This window comes from Mucilaginibacter sp. P1_A3, from assembly GCF_056406855.1.
The window spans coordinates 254,710-279,133 of record NZ_JBFTZJ010000003.1 but is presented as its reverse complement, the minus strand read 5'-3'; the positions used below and the strand labels follow the sequence as shown (position 1 = coordinate 279,133).

The following is a 24,424-nucleotide window of genomic DNA, read 5'->3' as shown; positions in this document are numbered from 1 at the left end:
GTTTTTTTTTAATTAATTTAAGTTGAAGCTTGCCGTTGCCCGTTCGATATCTGCATACCTGATCCAGGCATCGAAAAGGGCGTTATTAGCGTCTAATTGTGCATTAATCAACTGGTTTTGGGCATCCAGTAATTCAATATAAATGGCTTCGCCCGCTTTGTAAAGCCGAAGTTCATCCCGGTAATAAAGATCCGCTGTTTTCAGTTGGGATTGCGCAGCATCATATTGCGCGACAGTACTTTGAAAATCGTTTTTTGCAACATTCAACTGATTTCTTAATTGCGTTTCGACGTAGGCGCTCTCTGCAAGCAAACTTCGGTGTGCAGATTCAGCCTGTTTACGTTTATAGGAGTATCTCCCCGAACCAAAGAGGTTCCATTCGAGCGATAAACCGAAGAGGTAATACCTGCTATCGCCGTTAAACTTAAAATCAAAAGCCTGGGATCCGACATCCAAGAAAGTGTTTATTTTGGGGATGTTATAGGCCCTGGCCAATCCTTCCACGTTTGAATTAATCGCAATCGCCTGTTTGATCTTAGAGAGTTCCTCACGACGGTTTACGGATGTGTCCGACGATTCCCTACCCGGCAGAATTGCATTTGGTTCCAGCTGAACACTGTCTGTTAAAGGCTTATTGATTAAAAAATTGAAATAAGAACGAGCCGATTTTTTATTTTGTTCGGCAGTGATCAACTGGGCGGTGATCCTGGCTATTTCATTTTCACTCCGGATCACTGCAGTTCTATTGGCTTTGTCATTTTTGTAGAGCGCCTTATTAATCCGGTTATTTTCTTTAACCAGTTTCAATGAATTCCCATATATGCTGATGGCATTTTCTGCTTTAGCCAGCTGATAGTAAGCCTTTTTGATATCCTTAACAAGTTCCCGTTTATAGAGCAATATTTCCGTTCTCTGCAGGCCAACCTGCTGATTTTTGATACGTTTATTATAAATAAGTTCTGCATTGAGTAAAGGGAGACTGGTGCGAACTTTGGCATCATAAAAATTATCCGGGTTAAGCTGAATCCGCTGATTGGGTATTTGCGGAAAATTGCTTGCTCCGGTTAAGGTATTTAAGGTCGCGTACGCTTTGTTTAAAAGGTCACCTGCCGGAACATCTATCGTACGCCCGCCGTCTGCTTTAGTGTAGGAAGCATTGAAAGCCACATTTGGCAGGAACAGGCTTTTAGCTTCTTTCAGGGCATATATATTCCGTTCTAAAACAAAGTTTTGTTCCTGGATGCTTTGGTTACTGCTCAGCCCTTGTCTGATGTATTCATCCAGCATGGTCTGTGAGAATGATGGCTGAGCAATGATCACCAGCCCTGCTATAATAAATTTGTAATATATCTTCATCGTGTTTGATAATTGATCACATACTATCCTGAATTTTTATGCTAATACATGCATCAGCACAAGCATTGTTCAGGAGCAGTGTATTTCGTTGCTTTATAATGTTTGCCTGATATTTTCCACTGAACTGCACCCTTTTTGGTATTAGCAAACCCAAAGGGGCGAAATTGATGCCACTATATAAATATCTAACAATCAGTACATTATAAAATATCTTTAGTGAGAAACTTTACTTTATCTCGCAAATCAACCGGTCGCGGGATGAATCCCAAGCTTCTCAGGCTTGCAACGTCAGTAGCAATCTGCTGACTCACAAAGAGAGTCAGTATATATTTTTAATGATCCGAGATTATTTGTCCGGGAACGGGCTTTTTAGCTTTCAGCACAAATAATAACAGCGGCAGGGCGAGGACAAAAAGCAATCCGATCAGCATATAACTGTCCAGGTAGCTCATCAGTGCAGATTGCCTGACGATGGTCATATCCAGCAACTTCATTGCTCTAAGTTTTGCATCCTGCAGGCCTATTCCATGCTTAAGAAAATTAGCCGTATAACCGTTGAGCCTTTCAGTCACCCGGGGGTTGGTTGCGGTAATATTCGTGATCAGATCAACCCTGTGTGAGGCTATGCGTTGAAAAGAGTAAGTATTAATAATAGAGATACCAAATGATCCTCCCAGCTGCCGCATCATATTATTTAATGCAGCACCCTGGGGTACATCCTTTGGTTCCAGGGATGATATAGCCAAAGCCGTTAAAGGAACGGTTAGAAAAGCGAGCCCTAAGGCACGGAATACGAGGGTAAAGGTTATCTCTGATGCGGGCGATTCTAACGTAATCTGCGCCATCCGCCAATTGAAATAGATAAAACAAAAGAAACCAACTGCAATAATGGCAACCGCCGGCACGCCGGACTGAAGTAATTTCCCTGACATGATCAGCCCAACAATCGCTAAAAGGGCTCCGGGTAACAATAACAAACCAGTTTGCGATGGTGTAAAGCCTAACAAGCGTTGTGCAACTACCGGTGTTAAAAAAACAGAGGTAAACAAGCCGATGCCTGTGACAAATGTCAGTATAGCTGCAATGCTCAACGTTTTGCTTTTCAATACCCGAAGGTTTACCACCGGGTAATCAATCTTGAGCTCCCAGATAATGAAAGCGACCAAAGATATAATGGCAATAACCGTAAACCAGATAATGTAACCGGTTTCAAACCAATCTTCTGTTTCTCCTCTTTCTAAAACGGTTTGTAAAGTACTTACACCAATGGCCAGTAAAGCGATTCCGGTCCAGTCGATTCGCTTGACAAGAACCTTGATTGGCGCTTCAGTCAGTAAAAAAAAGCAAGATACCGCTGCAAAAATCCCAATAGGAATATTGATATAAAATATCCACGGCCATGAAATATGTTCTGTGATAAATCCGCCTAACGTTGGACCTATAGTGGGGCCCAAAAATACACCTACGCCAAATAATGCACTGGCTATCCCTTGCTTTTCTTTAGGGAACAGTTCAAAAACTACAGCCTGGGATACGGATAACAAAGCACCTCCGCCCAGCCCCTGCAAAAAGCGGAATAATACCAGGGTCCAAAGGCTTTCTGCCTGTCCACACATGAGCGAACACAATGTGAACATGACGATTGAACCGATATAATAGTTCCGGCGCCCAAGTTTAGCGGTAAGGAAACTGGTCATGGGAATAATGATCACATTGGCAATGGCGTAAGAGGTAATAACCCAGGAAGTATCTTCCAGCGTTGCACCCAGGTTACCGCTCATGTAAGAGAGCGCAACGTTAACAATGGAGGTATCGATTAATTCCATGATCGCAGCGAGGATCACAGTAAAGATGAGGAGTTTTCTTTGAAATGGAGTCATTTTTTATACCAATCGGTATTTTAAAGCACGTGTGTTAATAATTAAAAAACGCCGGGAAGTAAACTAAAAAAATACCGATTGGTATAAAATAATTAAAAAAATTAAATTCTCATTTGCCCGATAATAAGCGATGCCGTATGCATCACCTGATCGAGGTTGGCTTGGCTGTCAGTAACTTTGGAGATCATTACCCCGCCCTCAATCAGTGCGATAATAGAAAGTGCAATCCTGTTATGATCCGTGTCACTCTTAAATTCGCCAGCAGCAATCCCTTCTTTGATGTATTCCTGAAGTCCTTTCTTCCACCGGTTAACTGCTTTCGCCGCTTTGTCCTTTAGCAAGCTATTGGTGTCATCAGCATCGACTGCAGTATTCAGCAGCGGGCATCCGCCTTTGGGAAAAGTGCCCCTGGAGAAACGGTCGTAAACTTCAACATAGGCAATTAACTTATCATGGTAATTTACGGCCTTATTTACCCTGTCCTGAATAGCCTTACTTACTTTACTTAAATTAAAATCGAAAACAGCGAGGGCAACAGCTTCCTTATTTTCAAAATTTCCATAAATGCTGCCTTTGGTTAGCTTAGTTGCTTCAGTTATGTCAGACATAGAAGTGCCTGCGAAACCCTTCATATTAAAGATGTCCGCCGTGGTCTCGATAATGAACTGCCTGGTACGCTCAGCTTTCGATAGGTTACTTTCCATCGTACAAATATACCAATTGGTATTATATATTTTCATAAAATTTCATTTTCTCTGTCACTGTAAAGCAAAATTCACTTGCGATCCCTTTATCTAGCGTTCTGCGGAAACCTTTTAAAGTAATTGAAATGTTGAATTGCGAAATATCGTATCGTAAACAAGAAGCCACTTAGAATAACTTCATTATAATCAAACAGTTGCAACCTGGCATTATTGTAGATTAATAGCTGGCAATAGTTATCCTAAAGTATTTTAACAAATCACCACTGAACTATTGTCACAATGTACCGTTTGGTATATTTTTTGAATTTAGTCTTATAAAAATTATGGAAAATCAATATGATATCATCGTAATAGGATCCGGTCCCGGGGGATATACCGCGGCTATCCGCGCATCGCAACTGGGATACAAGGTTGGGATCGTTGAGAAGTACAGTACCCTGGGCGGGACCTGCACGAATGTCGGCTGTATACCTGCAAAGGCGTTACTGGACAGTACGGAGCACTTTCACAAGGCGAAGACAGAATTTGAGCTTCACGGTATTGAACTGAATAACGGCTTAAACCTGAATTTTGAGCAATTTCTCAAACGTAAGGATGGCGTGGTAAAATCGAATGTTTCAGGACTGAGCTACCTGATGAAGAAAAACAAGATCGATGTGCATACAGGACTAGGAAGTTTTGTTGACAGTACGCACTTGAAGTTAAGTAATGAAGGCAAGGAAACCATGCTGGAAAGCAAATATTTCATCATCGCGACCGGGTCTAAACCATCTTCTATTCCGGGAGTGACGATCGATAAAGACCGGATTATAACCTCTACGGAAGCATTGTCGCTACCCGCACTTCCAAAATCGATGGTTATCATCGGAGGTGGCGTCATAGGGGTCGAAATGGCATCGGTTTTTGCACGGATCGGTACAGAGGTCACCATCATTGAATATACCGATACACTCATACCTACGATGGATCATGAACTGGGCAAAGCTCTCTTTAAGACACTTTCAAAGCTGGGCATTAAGTCCTTATTAGGGAGTAAGGTTCAGTCGGCCACCAATACCGGAGGTAACACAACCGTAAAATTTGAAGATCATGAAGGCAAAGTGCAGGAGATTACGGCCGAATATTGCCTCGTCGCGGTTGGAAGGCGTGCTTATACAGACGGGCTGAACCTGCAGGCGATAGGTGTGGAAACAGAAAAAAACGGCAAGGTCAAGGTGGATGGTCAATTGCGGACCAACGTACATAATATATACGCCATCGGGGATGTTATCGCTGGCGCTATGCTGGCGCATAAAGCGGAGGATGAGGGCGTGTTTGTGGCAGAGGTGATCAATGGACAAAAGCCGCATGTTAAATACCACCTTATCCCCGGCGTAGTTTACACCTGGCCGGAAGTGGCAGCAGTAGGCTCAACTGAGGAAGAATTGAAAGCTAAGGGAATAGCTTATAGCAAAGGTAGTTTCCCTTATTCGGCGAGTGGTCGTGCAAGGGCTGCAAATGATACGGATGGCTTTGTAAAAGTGCTGGTATCACCACAGTATGGTGAAGTTTTGGGTGTCCACATTATTGGGCCGAGAGCTGCCGATGTGATCGCACAATCTGTGGTGGGTATGGAGTACGAAGTCACCGCTGAGGATATGTATCGCATCAGCTATGCACATCCTACGTACTCTGAAGCATTGAAAGATGCTTACCTGATCGCCGCAGGCCAGGGAGCAATCAACATCTAATCAGAAGTAATTATGAAAATGCCGGTATATGGATTATCATGCCGGCATTTTCATCAGGCACTATTTATTTACCGGGCTTTGCCGCAACATGCTGTTTGATCAGGCCCTGAGCCATGTCCTGCTGGAATTCTGGGGTTGCAGAAACCAGATCTACGGCGGGTTTATATTTTACACGGTCTACTGCCTCATGTTTAACGCTCCATTTCATAGCTTCGATCAGCATAGGCATTAAGTCAATGCTTTTTTCGGTCAGGCTGTAAGTGATCTTTTGTTTATGATCAGGATCAGCGGCTTTGGTTAATAAGCCTTCTCTTTCCAGCACGTTAATTCGATCTGTTAAAATATTCGAGGAAATATGTTCCTCCATTTGCAGGAGCTGCCTGAAATTTCGCTTATTTTCAAACATCATATCGCGAAGGATAAGCAGACTCCACTTATCTCCAATGATTTCCACGATCAGATTCAGCGGACAGAACGACCTATGATTTTCCATAATTAATAACCTTTAGGATTAATTTGCGCTTCCATTATTACTTAGCAAGCAGTTTTAATTAACAAGTGGTTGCAAATATACATTTATTATTAGCCAAACCAAATCTTACTAATGCAAAAAAGCCCCTGCATCATATGCATGGGCTCCAGTTTGAACTTTATATAATTTGCATCGAGGTCCTTACCTAATATTCTTTTCTTAGTCGGTTAACACTATAGCTATTTAAAGCAAGCCATGTTTTGACTTTGTCAAAACGACTTGCAGGGACATCAGGACCCAATCCCTCACTTCGTTCCGCATTTAATTCTTCTTTTTTAGAAAAATAAGTTGTTTCTCATTGCACTAATGAGATATCACATCTGTAATTCTATGGTTAAGATCAATATTTACTCACCCACCTTTTTGATCGCCATATTTCTAACAAAAGCGAAACCCATTAACCCGCCTATTAAACCGAGCGTCCCCGATATGCGCATAATTTTACGATAAGCACTAATAAAACTTTGACCATAAGCTTTTTTTACCTGTTCCTGATCTCTTGCAAACAAACCGGGCGGCACTCTGGCACCGCCTAAATTTATCGCTTGCGCCATTACAACTTCCCTTTCTGAGTCGTCGAGTTTTATAGATTTAACCTGATCTGCCAATGCGCCTGAAAAGAACAGCACCGCCAGCGCGCCAAATATGGCGTTAGCAAATACAGCCGCTATTCTTGTTACTGCGTTGTTAATACCGGATGCCGCGCCGGATAAGAGGGCATCCGCCGAACTCATTACGGCGGTCGTCAACGGTGCTACGGTGAATGACATTCCCAACCCAAACACAAAAATGCCGGGAAAAAAAGTAGTCCAATAGGCTGAAGGCCCTTCGGTTTGTTTGATAAAAGATAGCATGAACAAGCCCCAACCTGCGACTGCAGGGCCGAAAATGAGGAATAGCCGTGGACCGTATTTATCAGCAAGGCTACCTGCAAAACGTGCTATGGTGATGATCAGTACCGTAAACGGAAGAAAAGTCAGCCCCGATTGTAATTGATTATAGCCTTGTATCTGAACAAAGTTTAGCGATAAAAATAGCATCCCGGCACCCAAACCGGCATATAAAAAAAAGGAAAGCAGATTAGCCCCGCTAAATGTCAGGTTCTTAAAAAGCTGCAAGGGCATCATGGGATGTTTACTTTTTCGTTGTATAATGATAAAGATCATTAATAAAACGGTACCGGCGATCAGCGGGCCATAAGAATGCCAGCTTTGCCAACCCACAGCTGGTACGCGAAGAAAACCAAAAGTTAACGATGCAAGCCCAAAGGTGATGGCAATGGCGCCGGGATAATCAATAGTATGATCTGCATTGTCATCAATTTTTTCATCGACTTTGAGCCACAGCATCAATAACGCGATGACACCGATCGGCAAATTAATAAAAAAGATATAACGCCACAGGCCAGCATCAGCCAGAGCGCCACCCAAAATCGGCCCGGCCATCATGATTATTGTTGTAAACGCAGACCAGGTACCAATAGCTTTGCCTTTTTCTTCTTCATTGATCGATGCTGAGATCAGCGATAAACTTCCCGGAATCATCAAAGCTCCACCTATGCCCTGAATTATGCGGCATACTACCAAGACAATAACACTACCGGAAAATCCACAAGCTGCCGAACCCATCAGAAATAGACTGATACCAACCATAAAAACTTTTTTCCTGCCTAACTTATCGCCCAGGGAACCGCCAATCAGCATAAGCGAGGCGAGTATCAATAGGTACGCATTTAAGATCCAGAATAGATCGGTACCACTGGCGTTAAGGCTCCTTTGCAAAGCGGGTAAAACCACATTTAAAGCCGTACCGTCAATAAAGGCCATTGCTGAAGCGAGTATGGCAGACACCATAACCCACTTCCCTGCAGTACTTTTCAATGATACTGTTGTCATAAGTAACTGATTGGGATTATTATATAAAAGTAACTAATAATGCAATGCTTGCCGCGTTAAACCCAGAAGTGACTTTTAATTTTATTTTCCATATAGATCTAATTTCTAGAGTTTAGATTAAGGCGATCGTTGAACGCGGGTCGTTACCGGATCAGGCTTAAAAGAGTGGATGAAGTCCGGAAATTTGATCGCGTCCCGGATAAAAAAAACCTTTAAGTTATTTCCTACAAGATCCCAGTTACCATCTTCTGTGTAGAATTTCACCGCGATCCACGCGGATCGCGGTGAGTTTCCGGAGAATGGCCACCATGGATCACGGTTGACAAACGGACAAATACCGGTGTCTGCTTCAATTGCATTTTTACGGAAACGATCCTGGCTTAAAGGGTCTGCGCCATGTGCCAACAGCAGTGCGATGATTTCAGAACGGCCAAAGTCGCCGCGAAGGTCAAAGCGGTAGCCCCGTTGCCGTTGCGTACTTCCATGTTCGCACCACCCGCTAGCAGTTTATTTGCCAATGCAGTAAAGCCTTTAAAGCAGGCACCCATCAACGCGGTGTTACCTTTACTATCAACTTCATCCGGGAAGGCTCCAGCCTGCAGCAAGAGTTCTGCAGTTTCCAGGTTATTATAGTAGGAAGCACGCATCAATGGTGTGTTGCCTGCCGCGTCCCGGCTATCCGGTGACATAATCAGCAAGGCCTCTTTTAAATCATCCGCCTGGTTAAATTTAGCAGCGTCAAAAATATTCATAGTTAAATGTAATTAGTAAACCGATCCGTATGGATGTCGGGCTATCAGGCAGTTTAATTTTGTATACGCCACCCAAGTCATCAGCACGCATCACTATATGCCATCCATATACCATCACACAATTGACTGTTTTACAAACACCTGAGCATTTTAAGTTTCGCAAAACGCTACCCTATTTCGTTTTTATACAATGGGGTTCCCGAAATCCGGTAGTCAATTACATTAATCATCTATGCATTAAGCAGTTTTTATAGTCTTGGATAACTTAGTCTATTACATTTTGGTCCCCCGGAAGTATGATTAATATAGATCCGTAATATTTTAAATATGAAAATGCGGCGGGCAGCACAGCCATTTTCATATTTATTCGCAGCTAAGGGGCGCTATTCAGCGAAATACAGTAAAAATAAACAAGACATAAAATCATAATTATTTGATTTTCAATATTTTAAATAATGGGCCAAATATTGAATTCATAGCAGTACACTTAATTCAAAATTTATGGAAACGATACTTTTTATTTTGTCAAAAATTATGCTGCTGGGATCAGCAGGCACTATTCTATTCGTGGCTTTCGTACCGGAAAAGGAACCAGAGGACAATTTCGGCCCGTGGCAGTAGCGGTTCTTTAAGAAAACACTCCATGTTAGCGTAAGATCGAGCCGGAGATACCTTGGCCGCGAATCGTTTAAATTCGTATTACTTACGGTAATTTTTCGATATATCATACCTGAAAATGTGGAACATTTTTCTAATTAACTGAAGAACAAAAGGTCAATTCATGGCATTTTCATTGACTTTGGTTAGGAAGTACTGCGTTAAGCTTTAGTCCGGCTCGGGGTTTAGCATAACCTTGGCAGATATTATTGAACGTTTAAATAGAAGTATGCAAGATTTAAAAAACACCCCGCAAATCATTTTTATTGCAGAAGATCAAATGTCAGCTGAGTTTCGCATTGATGAAATTCATCAACGGGAATATCTTGTAGACGGAGAGATGCGCCTATGGGACGGCGATGTAGCGGCAGTTTACTCGCCGGTTCAGTTACCCGATGGCAACGGCGGACTTAAGCGAAAGCTTATCGGCACTTATCCCGGTTTGCGGAGCAAAGGAAGCCAATGAGGCGCTGGAGGCCGCCCTCAGCGCTTATGACAGTGGCCAGGGAGCGTGGCCGACTATGTCCATTGCAGGCCATATCAAGTGTATGGAGACCTTCGTTTACACGTTCATGGCCCAGCGGGAGCTGATCATCAAATTATTATGGTCAATCCTATCTTGAAGAACAAGAGGTTAGAGAAACATTCGAGGAATATTGGCCCCCATTTTCTTAAGAAATACGAGTATCCGAAAATAGAGACGACTTGCATTTTAGCTATTTCGTATCTAATTCCTCTAACATTAATTTAACATCTTTAAAACAGACAGTTACTGTTGTTCCATTTTTATTTTCGATACAAAACTCACCCTGAATTTGTTGAGTGAGTCCACGCATCAGGTTCATGCCAAAAGAATCTTTTTTATCACCCTTATTCTCGGGCATGCCTACTCCGTCATCGATTATTTTCAGGAGATACACCTCGTTATCATCCTGTTCCATTACAATCTTAATTCGTCCGGTGTTTCTCCCTTGAAACGCATATTTAATGGCGTTTGTTATTGCTTCATTAAGGATAAGTCCGATTGGAACTGCTTGTGAAATATCTAATTGAAAAGAAGGAGTATGAAGTTCAAAAATGATAAAATCTTCATCACTAAAACTATCTTTCAAATACCCTACCAGTTCAGGAATATAGCTGGACATATCAATGTACGCCAGGTTATCAGACTGATAGAGCTTGATATGAATTAAGGACATTGCCTGCATCCGACGCTGGCTATTCAAAATTGCATCAAGCGCAAAACCTGTTTCCATATAGGAGGATTGAATATTCAGTAAACTCATAGTTATCTGAAGGTTATTTTTTACCCGGTGGTGAATTTCCCGCAGTAACCACTCCTTCTCTTTCAATAACGTTGATTGTTTTTCACTTAGATGGATTAAGTCCTCGTTCTTTTTGTTGATTTCCTCCTGCTGAACCTTTAAAGCAAGATGCTGGGCTTCTAAAAAGCGATTGTTACGCTTTTTTAGTCTAAACCGGTTATAAAGTATAGCTATCACAAGTAACAATAATCCCGAAGCCGCAATTATCCAATTACGGATTATACGTTCCTGCCGGAAACTGATTTGTTGTAATTGAGTTTGCCTGGTAAGAAGTTTTATATTTTTAGCTTTGAACTGAATATCTCTATCTTTTTTATCTGCTTCGAATTGTATTTCCAGCAGTGCGGCTTGCTTTCTGTTTTTTTCACTCATTACAGAGTCGCTGAAAAACATATAGCGCTGTAAATGCCTAACTGCTGAAAACATTTTTCCGGCAGCCGAATCAGCTTTAAAAAGTCGCAGATCATCGTTATCGTCTATTGGTATGGAAACCTTGGATGTTATTCGATACTTTGTATGTGCAGCTATATATGGATATGTTTTCTCAAATTGATTTGTTACCTGATAATATAAGATGATACCAGAGAATATCTTAACATAAACATTTTGTTCAATGTCCTTTAAAGCGAGAAATTTCTTTGACTCCTTAAAGTAAATTTCACCGGATTTGTAATCTTTCTTTTGGATATATGCTTTAAGTAATAATGTGGCAGCCCGCGCTTTCCAAGTATTATCTTCTTTAAAAATCTTGAACGATTTTACGCTATTGATTATCGGGATGGCTTCAGCAGTATTATTGCTTTTTAGCATACTCGCTCCAACGTTAAAAGAAATTTGAACTATTGCTAACGAATCTTTCATTTTGTAAGCCTGGCGCAATGCTTTTTTTTGATATTCAGCAGCCTTTCGCCAATTTTCCGCAAATGAATAGGTAAGACCTGTTCGGTTATAAATAGTACTCAACAAGGTGCCTGATTCGCCATTGGTCTCTGCCGTTTGAACTGCTAACAAATTGTATTTTAAGGCTTCATTGATGTTGCCCATATGAAGGTAATCGTAACCGATTAAATCATAAGTGGCCTGGAGCTTTTTATACCCGATCGACTGAAAAATTATCAAAGAATGATTAAGATCTTTTAAAGCACCGTCATATTGAGAATTCCATATCTCAAGATCGCCCAAATAGGTTAACAGTATAGCTGCGCGTTCTCTTTGGCCTGACTTGATCAGCATTTGTATTGCCTTCTGAAAATAGCTGATGCGTTGCACGATTTGGTCGTCATTATTAGACAAACCATCTCCGATAATATTGAAGCCGTCTGCCTGGCCTGCAAAATCGTTTGTTTTCACAAAGACTTTGATAGCCTGCAAAGCGGTTTTGAATGACTGATCGTTTTTTTTCCTCTGCCTTAAAATCAGCGCGTAAACAAGGAGTTCATTTCCTTGTCCACGCAAATAATTGAGCTTGTCCGCGAGCTGCCCGGCTTGTTTCATTATTCTTTCGGAACTATCGACTTCGGCTTTTGTTATCTCTGATTTCATAATCAAATCCTTACTGCGTTTTAATAGCAATAACACTTGATTGGTATCATTTTGAATATGATTAGTATTTGGGGTAGCCCGATCTAACTCAATAAAAGATTGACACGATGCATTATCAGTAGTAATAAAAATAAAAAATAATACGGCGACGACGAAATATAAACCTGGCTTCATGATCAGATACTGCGAAATAAAAGTTAAGATTATGCTCTTAAACCATTGCTCGCAATGCCAACGTTATGCCATATATCAATATATTGTTTACCAATATTTTACCGGGAAAGAGCAGTTTTCTTGTTGCCCTATATCGTAAATAAACACCTTTAATCCGAAATAAAGTATCCTGAAGCGGTAATCTTACTATTTAAAATTATGTTAACCTTGCTTAGGATAACAACCCCACGAAACCCATTTCATTTAGATATGGAATGACGACTCTTTTCAATTATCTTGCTTTCAGCTGATTTATTTTCTTGAAAACCGCAACATGCAGAAATATTAAAACAACCGGAGCGAAAGCCGCAAAATACGAGAATGGGAACAGGTCGATTTCTCGTATACCTAGCTCTCCCGGACCAAGGTTGCTTTTTAAGATTATGACGGCGATAATTAGTAAATTTACTACGTCAAAAATTCCTATTATGTTCCAGGCATAAACCACGGGAATTCTCCAGGATTTTCCTTTCGCATATATCATAGCAACGGGATATGCCAGCACTGCGGTAATGATATCGCCCAGTCCGGCAGAAAAAGCAAATCCGGCGGGAAGAAGGTTATAAAAATACAAGAGGATGAAAAATATACCTATTATACGGAACACATGTAGAGTGATCAGGGATTCCAGGGTTATCGCCCGCAATAAGTCTTTGTAAAGTCCGGTGTTTCCTAAGATGCCGAACAAAAGAATTGCTAAAGGAAAGCCGGCACATATTATACCCATAGGGGGGATCGTATCCTTATCCAGAATACCGAGTAGGGCAAGTGCTGAAGCGTAAATAAAAAAGGCTGTAAAAAACACGATGATGACCAGTTGAATGCGATTGGATTTACCCAATGACATACCTCCGTCAATGGCAGCTTGCCTGAAGCGCCTGGCAAAAAAAACGTGAGTAATAAAAAAACCAATAATAAATAGAACGATTGCCCATAAAGGCATACTTGAAATATAATGTGACATGTCGTATTGATTAAATTAATTTATAAATAGAAGTTTAAAAAGCCGGACTCAACTTGCCAAATGGCAAGAAATTAAAAAAGTAAATTTTGAATATTTGTAGTTAGCGCTCGATCAATATGATGTATGAATTAATAATTAGCTCCTTGCCAGTTCAACGATATCCCGCCCTTTGAATATTTTTTGGCTGTAACCGTAACGGCCGACCTTTATCATTGCTAATGCCAGTTCTTTTAAGGAACAAAACCAATCAGGAAATAACAACCGACCAAAAGGAAAAAGCCAGGAAAGAAATTTATAAAAGCGATGAGTGTTTTTAGCACCTTTAATTGGCAGGAGCAAACCGGGACGGAAGCAGTAAGCATCGCGAAATCCAAGCTTCATCAGATCATTTTCCGTTTTGCCTTTTACCCTGGCCCACATGGAACTACCTTTTTCAGTACTGTCAGTCGCCGCTCCGGATACATAGCAAAAAGTCATATCGGAATTAATCTGATAAAGAATCCTGGCGAACTTCAAAGTTAGATTGTACGTAATATCATAATACAGTTCTTCGGTTTTTCCAACTGATGTTGTGCCTAAACAAAAGAAACAGGCATCGTAGCCGCTTAAAGAACTTTTTAAAGTGGAAATATCGGACAGATCATCGTGCAAGATTTCGATCATTTTTGAATGTGCGAAACCAACCGTGTTCCTGTTAATTACGACCACACCTGCAATATTTTGATCTCCAAGAGCGACCCGAAGAACACCCTCACCAACCATTCCTGTTGAGCCGGTTATGATGAGCTTTAGCTTTGATCCTTTCATATTAGTTTCATTTTAAATCTGCTGTATAAGTCTGTAATTTTTCCGCCAATTTTGATTCACATTACGGTATAGAAACCTTTTTTTTAGTAGTTAACTACATGCCGACGTCTAAGCCAGGAATCTGATTCTCCCAGATAGCAATCTTTTCCGTTACTTATACCACAAACAGTCGTCACTATGGTGGCTATCGAAATGAGTTTTATATTCAGATAAATTGGTGTTTCCATAAAGTGCCTGTTAAATGGTCGATCACAATTAAAGCCGTTCTTGCATTTTTGATACCAAAAGATATCTAACTGATTAAAAGGTATTTATAGTATAAAGTGTAAATTACTGATACTTTATTTCGAAATTAGGCAACTTTTGAAACGTTATTTCGACGGGATGAACGGCGCGTTGCATTAAACAATAGTAATTTGCGTGGTATAATTAAGCCACCAACTTCGATTTTAGTTGGTGGCTGATATTTTATTTAGCCAAGCTAAGGAGCTTAACATTACTTAGTAAAGGAGATAGCACTAGTGATGGCTTACATAATTTGACTTTAGGCTTTTCCCGGATAAGATTTAAAACTGCTTCCTGTACCTCTTCAACTATTGACCAATCTTTTTCGATGTAAATATCAGTCGTTTTATGACCATTATCTACGTGATTTAAAGCAAGTGCAATGTCGTCCTTAGATTTGCGACAGGTGTTCCTTGCTAAAGTACCAAATGTATGCGGAGCCCAGTAAAAAGTAATATCAGGAATTTCAGTTTGAGTTTGAATTCCCGCATTCCAATACCGATCGCCTTATTCAAATCACCAATAGAGGCATAGCGGCCACTCAATACGCCATCATATTTAACAAGGAGCCTCTTTGCCTCTTTGGGTATCTTAATGCCTATAAACACTCTGTCTTTACGTCTATCAGACGTTTTAGATCTCCTGTACTCGATTCTGCCGTTATTGATTGAATAATTTGCTTTGTACACGTCGATCGTATTAATTCCGCATAAATAAAATGACAGCATGAAAAGATCTCGTGCCATTTCGCGCCGCGAATCAGGCTTAACGTTGGCTTCCTTAATGATAATAATCTTTCCGACCTCTACATTTCGTTTTTTAGTTTCAGGAGAGTCGACTATGAGTAGTTGGACATTCCGGAACCATAGATCACCGCGTTATGGAAAAAGAGTTCAGGGTGTTCCGTTGACCTTTGACCGTGTTAAATAGCTGATTTAAAATTTTTGAAACTATTATTCAACAACACAACTCATCGATCTAATTCGCACGGAACAGCATGGTCAAGTATGACGGAATGTCCATGGCAATACGATTAAAATGCTCAACAATTTGAACTTCTCTGTGGGCGATGGTTATCGGGATAATTTAAACACCTTTCTTTCTAATAAACTGCTTAAAACGTTAAGAAAAAAGTAAATGGAATCCAAATTAGCCTGGCTTGATGCACGTATTAACTAACCCGTTTGAGATATATGACAGCTAAAAACAGCTTAGCGAATGCGGTGTTTAAACATAATTTCGTTTATTCCAGGTAGGCCATTTAGAATACCCTCGATCAATGATATGTTGGCTGAAAACTACATGAAGAACAACTTTTAATTAACCTTGAAGACACCTAACTAAGTGTAATAAAAAAGACCTTTTGTTTATTTGAGAGGGCTGATATCAAAAACATGAAAGACCAAACAAAATGAACGCAGCTCATATAATCTATTAATTTCTTGTTTACGACACTGGCAGTTAATCAGATGGTCAATTTATCTAGGTCCTTATTCCAATGGATTTCTTAAGAAATTCACATCAAATTATGAAGAGTACGAATTTGTATTTTATCGTTACATTTTTTTTGATTTTCAGATAGTTCGGTGATTGAAATAAATTTAAATATCCTGTCCCGTATGTTTACCGGCTGCCTACCATTTTATAAAGATTATCAAATCGCCGTTGATGTTAGTCCGTTTTAGGGCAATCTGATAACCAATTCACCATCGTCGATTGCTATCCATTGTTCAGGTTCGGGCCGAAATGAAGCGCATTTGTCCCTTTTCCCCCTCTGATTTCTTTTCCCAAAAGCGGCAAGGCTTACTTTCGTCGATTCATCTCAAACATTCTTAATGAATAAACATTCATAACTGAAAATGCCAACAATGCCCGCTTAGGATTTGGGTTAAGATAATTGAAGAAGAAAAAAATGAATAATTGCTACGGGCTTAGGATAATTTCAATATTTTATTTCTATCAAAATTAAATGAGTTGCATAAAAAGAGCACTATTTAATCGTTTAAGAGATGCGTTCTAAAGAAAAAAATAAGCTATGGAGATTTGCAGGGCTTTTGCCAGTACACTCATGGTACTCAGCGTAACATTGACCTCTCCTCGTTCTATTCGCCCGACCTGCTGTAGGGGTATTTGAGCTAGATTGGCCAGATATTCCTGTGATATCCCCTTAGAAAGTCTTAATTCCCTCAGCTTAGCACCAAAACTATTTATAGCTTCTTCGTCCCTGATGTTTATCACACCATCGAAATTGGTGCAAAAAGAGATTTTTACTTGACACATATATGTGCTATTTGTATCTTTATAACAATAAGGTCATAACGCAATGAACAGTATTATTTTGCTCAAAACAGCCATTGAGGAACTGGATTTCAGTGAAGATTTCATAGCTGCGAGCAGACAAATGCGGTTTAATACGCTAAATGACGTATTAGCTGACGGAAGAGAAAACTTATTTGATCGAGAAGGATTCAATTATAATTGGTTCGGAGAACTGATTACTTTCCTCAGTGATAGAAAATTACTGCACCTATTGCAGCCACTACCGGGAAATAATCCAGGTTGATTTGGGCAATCATTTTTAACAATAACGCTTTTATTTCAGCAGCGGTAACCATATTTTTGGTGTAATACTCCTTGCTGATACCGCCGGAAGACATTACCTCCTGTCGTTTAGAACTAAAATTAGCGGCGAAGAAATCAAAAATATCCGTCAATGGGATGGCACCAAAAAGGCTTTGTTTATAAAAAAGCCGGATCAGAAAGGACAAATGCGATATGGATAACTGCAGTTGCAAACGTAATGATCGGTCCTGAACATATTGTTGCTCCCTGACATCCTGGGCAGATAGTAACCCTAATTCTTCCCGAAGCCAACCGGACAACATGATTGGTAGTGATCGCATTTTTGGATCATACATTCCTGTATTGTCGGTAACCTGGTTGTCGAACAGAACTAGCTTTTCATGGATGATCTTTTGCTTTTTAGCCTTTGTTTTACGGCTAAATGAGGATTTGATTGATTGTTGATGATATGAAAAAACATCCAGATGATTGAAATTTAGCTGGAGCAATTTTTCGTATACCAAAGCATTAACATCCAATTCATCCCCTATTTTCCCCAGGCCGGCCAATTCGTTGACCAGTGTTCGGAAATAACGCAGCTGATAAAAATAAGTCTCAAAACCCTGATCGGTCACCATTGCGTTTATATAGGACCTCAGGCAATCGCATAATTTCTCGTCAATTTCAGGGCGCTCAATAAGTAAGTAAAGAGAAGAGATTGATTCACTATTTTGATTAATAAAATAAAAACGGTAAGTCGGCGGAAGTGTGTTTTTCTGATCCACATATTTACTAAAATAATGATATAGATAATCTAATAAAGCACATAATAGTGATCTGATCATTAATAAGGGGCTTTGTGAATTCTCAAAGTGATTGCTACGCTTCTCCCTTTTGTCATATTTAATTAGAAGGGCGGCTATAAATTTTGCCTGGTAAGTAAAATAACGATTAAGTGTGTCTTCCCCAACGTCCGAAAATGCAGCGAAGTTCCAGGCTTGCCGGATCTTCGCTGAAATTTGCGCTAACTCCATCTCATCACATTTCGTATCAGTAATATCCATGGACAAGCAGGATGAATTGACAGCTGCCAACTCGTCCAACAAATCCTGGTTATATAAAATGGTATTCTGATGCAAAACTGTACCTTTAAATATAAAGTGGATTATACAAAGTGAGTGGTAGTCAGGATGGTTGTGCAACTATTGGTGGGATCACCCTGGGAAGTAGTGGCAGTCATTGAGGTATCAGCTCCTGCGAATCCCATGTTGGCATAACTATAAATCGTGTTTACGCTTTTAGTTGGCAATTTAAATTTTATCTTTTTCATATTATTTATTTTTAGCTATATTAATATATTAAACAAATGATTTAGATTTTATTACATGAAGAATGGGATTATTTACACCAATGATTCAGGAAATGAAAAAAAGGGTTTATTATTTCGAAAAAGCCTGCTAAAAACCATAGTTAATCACAGTATATGGTGGATGGCATTTGTCATTTATGAGTTATTTATATTCTATTACACCAGTGGCAGCATCGGCTATATCCCTAAAAATCTTTTGTATTACGCGATAAATATCACGCTTTTTTACAGTCATTATTATATATTAAATATAACGTTGTCGGGAACAACGAGAAAGTACATCCATTTAACTATATATATAATTGCAGAAATGACATTTTTCCTACTCATTAAGGTAGCGGCAGATGTCTATTTTACTGATTTCTCGAAAATCACCTTGACTAAGTGGCATATTGTTAAAGGAATGGCGGCCTTGGATCTTTATCGAATTATATTTTTCGCCGGCTTATCATCTCTTTATTGGACAGCGCTGAATATTTCCCGTTTTGAAAAAAAGGCGATAGAAGCTGAAGTTAAACAACTGACCGTAGCGCGAGACAAGTTGGTAATTGAAGCTAACCTTGCCCGTTCACAAAATGCCCTGCTACGCCAGCAGATCAATCCACACCTCCTTTTTAACTCGCTTAATTTTATCCATAGTACAGTTCATAAAGTCTCTGAAGAGGCGGCCGAAAATGTTATATTATTGGCTGAAATCATGCGATTTAGCATTGAACGACCCGGTGATGACGATAAAATATTACTCGAAGACGAAGTGGAACAACTCCGCAACCTTATCCGCATTAATCAGGTCCGTTTTGAGTGGATGACTGCCGTCGACTTTCAGGTGACCGGTGAAACAACCGGTTGCCGTATCATTCCACTGGTGCTGATGACTCTGGCTGAAAACGTGTTCAAGCATGGCGACCTGACGGTATATCCCGCGGTCATTATCCTGCATGTTGACAAAACCGGGCGGCTTAGGTTCTACACCAAGAACCGTGTGAAAGCGCAAACACCTTTCCCACGGTTGAGAAGCACCGGGCTCGAAAATATTGGGATCAGGCTGGACTTCGCCTATGGGAATGCTTACCGCCTGAACCTTACTGAAAACGATAACTTTTTTGAAGCTGAACTCCTGATACTATGATGATGACTGTTTATATTATCGACGATGAAGCGCACGCCATCAATACACTGAAAGCGTACATAGAAAAAACGCCGGAACTCCAACTTATCGGAAGTTCTACCGATCCGGTAAGCGCTTTGCCCTTCCTTACCGGCGACGATCCGCCAATGTTATTGCTGCTGGATGTAGATATGCCGGGTATATCCGGGCTCGAACTCGCCGGGCTTCTCCCCAGAAACATAAGCACCGTGTTTATTACCTCCTTCCGGGAATTCGGGGTCGAAGCATTTGAGTTAAGCGCAGTGGATTTCCTGCTGAAACCCATCTCCTACCCGCGTTTCCTCAAGGCTGTGCAGAAGGTAAAAGAGGAGCATTCCCGCCCCAGGGTACTGGAAAAAGATAAATCCTACCTGTTTGTCAAAGGCGATGTCAAAGAAAAATATATCAAAATAGTGATTGCAGAAATTCAATTCGTCCGCGCGGCCCTCAATTACATCGAGATCCATTTCGCTGGTGATAAAGTGATCACCTACCTTACCCTGGCAGAGATTCTCGAAGAACTGCCATCGGTGAATTTCTGCCAGACGCATCGCTCCTATATCGTTAGCCGCAAACACATCCGCACTATTGAAAAAGCGCAGCTAAAAATGGAGAACGGCGAAGCTGTTCCTATCGGCGGAGCGTACCAGGATGCATTCCAGCAATGGCTGGACCCGCATGTCCTGGTCAGCAAAAGGATCAAGGGGCGTTAGACCCTTACACTCCTGGCTGATACCGAAGCGGCATATTTGTACAGGCAATGACAGATCAATCCTTCACGCCTGCGCTGCATCCCAGGGAATAAGCGGTTCACCTGCATATGCATCAGGTCCGCGATCAGCGCCAATCTTTTTTCTTCCGGCCAATTTGCGGTCTGTTCGCGTAAAACATCCATATTTTCCAGGAAAGTTCTGCTTTCGCCCATCTGCTCATAAACACTATCTAGGACTCCCGATTTTCCCATTACAGCCGAAAGCTCTTTGCTCAATGCCCTGTACTTCCTGTCAAATTCCATCCTTAAAAGTTTTTCCCCTCCGAATTCCCGGATGAAACTTCCTGACCGCCATTGAAAAAAAGCAGCCAGGGCCTCTTCACCAGTTAAAAACGCTGATGCCATGCCATATACCAACTTAGCAACGGCCAAATCAAAGCCATTCGCCCCGGCTTCCTGTGTCTTCAAGTCGATCCAGGTCAGCGCCATGCGGCTCCCCATGTAAAAATGATCCTCCACGAGTTCCATCAATTCTGCACTATAGCGCTCGATTTCCCGTTCATAGGTATCCTGCTGCACCAGGCGCACCAGGTCTATATGCGTTTTCTCCGACAGTCGCGCGTGCAGTCCACGAAGCAGTTTTTCGTAATCCCCTTCCCTTGCCAGCATGCGCAGCCGGATATGCGGATCCGGATCTTCATACCGGATAAAGAACCAGGACATCACCTGTTGCCGGTTACTTTCAATAAAAGGTTTAATTAACCGGAGCAGTAAAGTGTCCGCTGATTCAGCGGTACAATATATCTTGAGGTAAATCCAGTTGCTCCCCGGTAAAAACGCGCGTTTGATCTTTTTCGTTTTCTTTGCCCCATTTTCCGTGATTCCCCGGTAAACGGGCCCCATGTTTTTTAACAACGCTATCAGTTGGGCTCCCAGCACACTTTTGCCTGCGGTTACCGAGCCGTCCGGCGGAAGGTGTTCCCTAATCAGCGCATTGGGCTGTTCCTTCAGGCATTCCAAAAAGAACAAAGCTTCCGCGTCATCGGCCAGGTCGAACACCAGCTGCTGGTCACTTTGCCCAAGGCTGATACACCTCGGTATGCCCCGCTCTTGCCGCAGCAAGTGTAACCTGCCGATCGATAACGACCCCGAAATCAGGGCGTTGGTATCCTCTTTATCCAACCGCCATTTAGCCAGGCTCAATATTGTCCGGCGGTATTCCACCCTCGGGTAAAACGGGAGGCCTGGGAATAGTTTCTCAAGGTCGAAAGTCAGGTTAGCCTGTAAACCCTGGAATTGCAGGTCACCCAGAAACCGGAAAAGCGACAATTCATTATGGTGGAAATTATAGGCGGTCGGTAGCCTCGGAATCACACGCTTACCCAGGCTGACCGATTCCAGGATAAGTTCCTCACCGTGAACATACAGCAAAAGGTCCGACAGCGCGATCGATAGCTGACCGGTTTCCGCCGGATACGTATTGATATGGATCACATGATCGTAAACCGGCCTCCTGCGGTTGATATTATCCACATGCGTATCCGATAACTGGTGAAGTTCCGCGAACACCACCTCGGGATTGGCTTTCGATTCCTCCCGGGCGATCTCCCGGCAAAGTTCTTCCACGTCGCTGCTGAAAACACTGAACCTACCGGTCAGCGCCGTAGCCGAAGCGCCACCATTATTTTCGAGCACCAGCTTACCCCGGGTTCTGGTAAACAGCATAGCGAGTGATGGAGGTAGCAGGAATCCCGGGGCGGGCTGCGGTAATTCATCTAGATCTTCATCATTCACCGTAATCGCATCAGCAGGGCTGCGGAAAGCGTTGTTTTGCCACAACCGAAAAAAAAGGCGATGTACAACCGTCCATTCCATCGGTGCTTTTGGCCGGCTGACCGGGAAGGCGATATCCTTCAACAGCACGCCTGTCTGCACGCCAGCGTGCAGGTTACCATAATCTACCCCTTTATCCGGATCTATGGCATCCAGCAGCATAATTTTTTGCCCGTCAAACTTTTTCATGAATGCACCGGTAAATTCTTTCAGCACCGGGGTATGATAGGGTATGACCAGTTTACGCAGCGCGGTGATCGCTGACTGCAATTCCTCCTGCCATATGTTGCCCACCCCACCCTGTTGTAAAGGCCGCTCCAGCCCGCCATAATACATGTTGCCTTTAAAGGCTATTTGTCCGTCGTCATTCTGCGCCGGCTTGTCCGTTTCTGCGGTAAGGCCCAGGCTTTTAGTGAATGGCAATTGCTGGCCTGCCGCCCAGGTTTTATACTCTTCTCCCGTAAACGGGTTATTGCCCCCATCCCCGATAAGGCAGCCTTCATACGACGTCAGTAAAAGCTGTTCGGTCACCAGGAAGGCATAATAATCAGCGGCCTCTTCCTGCGTACAAGCGGTCATCGCTGCGATCCGTGCTATTACACCATATGAACTCAAGGCATTGTCCCTGCACAATTCCAGCAGGTGAAGCGGAAGTTCTTCTGCTTCCACCTCATTCACCAGGAAAGTCAGTTTACCTTTTTCGCCGGTGAGCGAACGGATGAACCGCAAATTATTCCCGACCCGCCTGATGGTCGGGTTAGGCCGTACGTCAAAGTCTGCGCGGCTGCTTTTGAACTTTTGTTCTTCATGGTCCTGCCATTCCCTCGAGGGCAGGAGGTGCAAAACCGACCGGTCCGCTTCCACCAGCCTGAGCTGATCTCCCGCCGTCCAGGGCACCAGGGCGAAGCTGGAAAAAGCGCCGAAAGGCGTCGCCCGGAAGCTCATCCGGTTGTAATATTTATAAAGCACCAGCCGCTCCTTTTTACCCAGCTTATCCCAGTCGAACTGCTGTTTTTCCAAAACCCGGCAAAATTCGGGGCTGGCCAGCCACAATGCATTCCTGAAATCCTGTCTTTTTAAAACATCGGCCATTTTGCACAATGCGTAGTCTTCCACGCTGTAAAATGGCGCTCGTAAAAAAAGCCTGTCTAAAAACGCATAATTGTTTCCCCAGTTCATATCTTTTTATCCTTAAGGGTATATACTCATTTACCACTGTTTTACCATTTCTCCGCCGCCTTACTTTGTCCTAACCAAAGCAAACGCCATGAGATCATTCATTAAATCCACCGTCCCGTTCCTGCTCATCATCCTGTTCACCTATGCTGCCGCCAGCAAACTCATGGATATTGACCGTTTCCGCAGCCAGCTTTATCTCCAGCCATTTGCCCATGGCCTTGCTAACGTATTACTTTACGCCCTCCCGGCCATTGAGCTTATCGTCGCCGTGTTGCTGTGTTTTAATCGTACCCGCTTCGCGGGGCTACTGTTATCCACCCTGCTGATGGCCGTGTTTACCACTTACATATCACTCGTGCTGCTGCACTACTGGGGTAAAGTCCCCTGCTCCTGCGGCGGTATCCTGCAACATATGTCCTGGCCGGTACACCTGGCCTTCAACTGGGCGTTTATGATCGCCGGCGTAACCGCCATCGCCCTGCACCTCACCGAACGTAAACACCGGCACCATGACCTAAACTGACCCCTATCGATAAGAACCAACGGGGGAAAGCTGAAAACCCGCAGAAAAGAGTAGGCACCATGTTTTATTTATCAAAGTTTTTCGTTCGCTTTTTAGCAAAAAATAGCGTCCAGCATCATGAAATCAATTAAAGCAACCCTGCTGGCCATGGCCTTCGTAGTAGGAATCGGCGGCGCATTCGCCACCAACGCACACCATGCCACGCACAAACCTGCCGCCAAAACTGACCCGGTATGGTGGCAGTTCACGGGCACCCAGGCCCAGATCAACGATGGCACCAAGTATACCCAGGTGGCCAACGAGCCAGGATGTTCAGGCAGCACCAAACGCTGTGCAATCGAAGCCCCGGTTGACCCACTGCACACCACCCAGCCCGATCTGTCAGCAATTTCACAGGAAGATCTTAAAAACTAGTTCCTCCATGATTTTATTTAGCGGAAGGCCCTCGCGGGTCTTC

The 24,424-nt window shown here is 42.4% G+C and carries 19 protein-coding genes and 1 pseudogene; 6 read left to right on the top strand and 14 right to left on the bottom strand.

Going from position 1 to position 24,424, the window contains the following annotated elements:
- Positions 1-12: 12 nt before the first annotated feature.
- From AC1D0K_RS07890 to AC1D0K_RS07880, 3 genes are all read right to left on the bottom strand, one after another.
- Positions 13-1,356 (bottom strand): TolC family protein, encoded by a 1,344-nt coding sequence (locus AC1D0K_RS07890; protein WP_477390154.1) that lies wholly within the window; start codon positions 1,354-1,356, stop codon positions 13-15.
- Between the two features lie 332 nt (positions 1,357-1,688).
- A complete protein-coding gene (locus tag AC1D0K_RS07885) occupies positions 1,689-3,236 on the bottom strand; it encodes a DHA2 family efflux MFS transporter permease subunit (protein WP_477390156.1) in 1,548 nt (515 codons plus the stop codon).
- A 101-nt stretch (positions 3,237-3,337) separates the two neighbouring features.
- On the bottom strand, positions 3,338-3,976 hold the full coding sequence (locus tag AC1D0K_RS07880; protein WP_477390158.1) for a TetR/AcrR family transcriptional regulator: 639 nt from the start codon (positions 3,974-3,976) through the stop codon (positions 3,338-3,340).
- Positions 3,977-4,263: 287 nt separating this feature from the next.
- Here AC1D0K_RS07880 and lpdA point away from each other — a divergent pair, with 287 nt between their 5' ends.
- Positions 4,264-5,670: a dihydrolipoyl dehydrogenase gene (lpdA, locus tag AC1D0K_RS07875; RefSeq protein ID WP_477390160.1), complete on the top strand. Its 1,407-nt coding sequence runs from the start codon at positions 4,264-4,266 to the stop codon at positions 5,668-5,670.
- A 64-nt stretch (positions 5,671-5,734) separates the two neighbouring features.
- Here lpdA and AC1D0K_RS07870 read toward each other — a convergent pair whose 3' ends face one another.
- From AC1D0K_RS07870 to AC1D0K_RS07855, 4 genes and pseudogenes are all read right to left on the bottom strand, one after another.
- Positions 5,735-6,163 (bottom strand): winged helix-turn-helix transcriptional regulator, encoded by a 429-nt coding sequence (locus tag AC1D0K_RS07870; protein ID WP_477390162.1) that lies wholly within the window; start codon positions 6,161-6,163, stop codon positions 5,735-5,737.
- 386 nt (positions 6,164-6,549) lie between these two features.
- Positions 6,550-8,055 (bottom strand): MFS transporter, encoded by a 1,506-nt coding sequence (locus AC1D0K_RS07865; protein WP_477463040.1) that lies wholly within the window; start codon positions 8,053-8,055, stop codon positions 6,550-6,552.
- Positions 8,056-8,238: 183 nt separating this feature from the next.
- Positions 8,239-8,447, bottom strand: a pseudogene (locus AC1D0K_RS07860) (catalase); the annotation flags it as partial.
- Positions 8,448-8,477: 30 nt separating this feature from the next.
- Positions 8,478-8,849, bottom strand: a complete 372-nt coding sequence (locus AC1D0K_RS07855; protein WP_477390166.1) for an ankyrin repeat domain-containing protein — start codon at positions 8,847-8,849, stop codon at positions 8,478-8,480.
- Positions 8,850-9,735: 886 nt separating this feature from the next.
- Here AC1D0K_RS07855 and AC1D0K_RS07850 point away from each other — a divergent pair.
- Complete coding sequence (locus AC1D0K_RS07850) at positions 9,736-9,972, top strand: hypothetical protein (protein ID WP_477390168.1); 237 nt, start codon at positions 9,736-9,738, stop codon at positions 9,970-9,972.
- 250 nt (positions 9,973-10,222) lie between these two features.
- On the opposite strand, the gene AC1D0K_RS07845 is transcribed toward AC1D0K_RS07850, so the two are convergent.
- The 6 genes from AC1D0K_RS07845 to AC1D0K_RS07820 all read right to left on the bottom strand — a co-directional run bounded on the left by AC1D0K_RS07845 (position 10,223) and on the right by AC1D0K_RS07820 (position 18,534).
- Positions 10,223-12,547 carry a tetratricopeptide repeat-containing sensor histidine kinase gene (locus AC1D0K_RS07845; RefSeq protein WP_477390170.1) on the bottom strand — a complete coding sequence of 775 codons (2,325 nt, stop codon included), beginning with the start codon at positions 12,545-12,547 and terminating at the stop codon, positions 10,223-10,225.
- Positions 12,548-12,818: 271 nt separating this feature from the next.
- Complete coding sequence (locus AC1D0K_RS07840; RefSeq protein WP_477390172.1) at positions 12,819-13,550, bottom strand: hypothetical protein; 732 nt, start codon at positions 13,548-13,550, stop codon at positions 12,819-12,821.
- Between the two features lie 135 nt (positions 13,551-13,685).
- Positions 13,686-14,357, bottom strand: a complete 672-nt coding sequence (locus tag AC1D0K_RS07835; protein ID WP_477390174.1) for a Rossmann-fold NAD(P)-binding domain-containing protein — start codon at positions 14,355-14,357, stop codon at positions 13,686-13,688.
- Positions 14,358-16,658: 2,301 nt separating this feature from the next.
- A complete protein-coding gene (locus AC1D0K_RS07830) occupies positions 16,659-16,922 on the bottom strand; it encodes a helix-turn-helix domain-containing protein (RefSeq protein WP_477390176.1) in 264 nt (87 codons plus the stop codon).
- 224 nt (positions 16,923-17,146) lie between these two features.
- Positions 17,147-18,343, bottom strand: a complete 1,197-nt coding sequence (locus AC1D0K_RS07825) for a hypothetical protein (RefSeq protein ID WP_477390178.1) — start codon at positions 18,341-18,343, stop codon at positions 17,147-17,149.
- A 26-nt stretch (positions 18,344-18,369) separates the two neighbouring features.
- On the bottom strand, positions 18,370-18,534 hold the full coding sequence (locus tag AC1D0K_RS07820; protein WP_477390180.1) for a hypothetical protein: 165 nt from the start codon (positions 18,532-18,534) through the stop codon (positions 18,370-18,372).
- 349 nt (positions 18,535-18,883) lie between these two features.
- Here AC1D0K_RS07820 and AC1D0K_RS07815 point away from each other — a divergent pair, with 349 nt between their 5' ends.
- Together AC1D0K_RS07815 and AC1D0K_RS07810 are read left to right on the top strand one after the other, a co-directional pair.
- Complete coding sequence (locus AC1D0K_RS07815) at positions 18,884-19,702, top strand: sensor histidine kinase (RefSeq protein WP_477463035.1); 819 nt, start codon at positions 18,884-18,886, stop codon at positions 19,700-19,702.
- Positions 19,699-20,433 carry a LytR/AlgR family response regulator transcription factor gene (locus tag AC1D0K_RS07810; protein ID WP_477390184.1) on the top strand — a complete coding sequence of 245 codons (735 nt, stop codon included), beginning with the start codon at positions 19,699-19,701 and terminating at the stop codon, positions 20,431-20,433. The genes AC1D0K_RS07815 and AC1D0K_RS07810 overlap by 4 nt, the downstream gene beginning before the upstream one ends.
- Here AC1D0K_RS07810 and AC1D0K_RS07805 read toward each other — a convergent pair.
- Complete coding sequence (locus AC1D0K_RS07805; RefSeq protein ID WP_477390186.1) at positions 20,430-23,444, bottom strand: thiopeptide-type bacteriocin biosynthesis protein; 3,015 nt, start codon at positions 23,442-23,444, stop codon at positions 20,430-20,432. The two genes, AC1D0K_RS07810 and AC1D0K_RS07805, sit on opposite strands and share 4 nt — an antisense overlap.
- Positions 23,445-23,532: 88 nt before the next feature.
- Here AC1D0K_RS07805 and AC1D0K_RS07800 point away from each other — a divergent pair, with 88 nt between their 5' ends.
- Both AC1D0K_RS07800 and AC1D0K_RS07795 read left to right on the top strand, forming a co-directional pair.
- On the top strand, positions 23,533-23,967 hold the full coding sequence (locus AC1D0K_RS07800; RefSeq protein WP_477390188.1) for a MauE/DoxX family redox-associated membrane protein: 435 nt from the start codon (positions 23,533-23,535) through the stop codon (positions 23,965-23,967).
- Between the two features lie 117 nt (positions 23,968-24,084).
- Positions 24,085-24,381 carry a DUF6520 family protein gene (locus tag AC1D0K_RS07795; protein ID WP_477390190.1) on the top strand — a complete coding sequence of 99 codons (297 nt, stop codon included), beginning with the start codon at positions 24,085-24,087 and terminating at the stop codon, positions 24,379-24,381.
- The last annotated feature ends 43 nt before the right edge of the window (positions 24,382-24,424 follow it).

Excerpts from the sequence above, each read along its gene's own strand:
- AC1D0K_RS07835 (WP_477390174.1), bottom strand. The coding sequence starts at position 14,357 with ATGAAAGGATCAAAGCTAAAGCTCATCATAACCGGCTCAACAGGAATG.
- AC1D0K_RS07865 (WP_477463040.1), bottom strand. The coding sequence starts at position 8,055 with ATGGTGTCTGCCATACTCGCTTCAGCAATGGCCTTTATTGACGGTACG.
- AC1D0K_RS07805 (WP_477390186.1), bottom strand. The coding sequence starts at position 23,444 with ATGAACTGGGGAAACAATTATGCGTTTTTAGACAGGCTTTTTTTACGA.
- AC1D0K_RS07885 (WP_477390156.1), bottom strand. The coding sequence starts at position 3,236 with ATGACTCCATTTCAAAGAAAACTCCTCATCTTTACTGTGATCCTCGCT.
- AC1D0K_RS07880 (WP_477390158.1), bottom strand. The coding sequence starts at position 3,976 with ATGAAAATATATAATACCAATTGGTATATTTGTACGATGGAAAGTAAC.
- AC1D0K_RS07810 (WP_477390184.1), top strand. The coding sequence starts at position 19,699 with ATGATGATGACTGTTTATATTATCGACGATGAAGCGCACGCCATCAAT.
- lpdA (WP_477390160.1), top strand. The coding sequence starts at position 4,264 with ATGGAAAATCAATATGATATCATCGTAATAGGATCCGGTCCCGGGGGA.
- AC1D0K_RS07820 (WP_477390180.1), bottom strand. The coding sequence starts at position 18,534 with ATGAAAAAGATAAAATTTAAATTGCCAACTAAAAGCGTAAACACGATT.
- AC1D0K_RS07800 (WP_477390188.1), top strand. The coding sequence starts at position 23,533 with ATGAGATCATTCATTAAATCCACCGTCCCGTTCCTGCTCATCATCCTG.
- AC1D0K_RS07795 (WP_477390190.1), top strand. The coding sequence starts at position 24,085 with ATGAAATCAATTAAAGCAACCCTGCTGGCCATGGCCTTCGTAGTAGGA.
- AC1D0K_RS07845 (WP_477390170.1), bottom strand. The coding sequence starts at position 12,547 with ATGAAGCCAGGTTTATATTTCGTCGTCGCCGTATTATTTTTTATTTTT.
- AC1D0K_RS07870 (WP_477390162.1), bottom strand. The coding sequence starts at position 6,163 with ATGGAAAATCATAGGTCGTTCTGTCCGCTGAATCTGATCGTGGAAATC.
- AC1D0K_RS07890 (WP_477390154.1), bottom strand. The coding sequence starts at position 1,356 with ATGAAGATATATTACAAATTTATTATAGCAGGGCTGGTGATCATTGCT.
- AC1D0K_RS07840 (WP_477390172.1), bottom strand. The coding sequence starts at position 13,550 with ATGTCACATTATATTTCAAGTATGCCTTTATGGGCAATCGTTCTATTT.
- AC1D0K_RS07830 (WP_477390176.1), bottom strand. The coding sequence starts at position 16,922 with ATGTGTCAAGTAAAAATCTCTTTTTGCACCAATTTCGATGGTGTGATA.
- AC1D0K_RS07855 (WP_477390166.1), bottom strand. The coding sequence starts at position 8,849 with ATGAATATTTTTGACGCTGCTAAATTTAACCAGGCGGATGATTTAAAA.
- AC1D0K_RS07850 (WP_477390168.1), top strand. The coding sequence starts at position 9,736 with ATGCAAGATTTAAAAAACACCCCGCAAATCATTTTTATTGCAGAAGAT.
- AC1D0K_RS07815 (WP_477463035.1), top strand. The coding sequence starts at position 18,884 with ATGACATTTTTCCTACTCATTAAGGTAGCGGCAGATGTCTATTTTACT.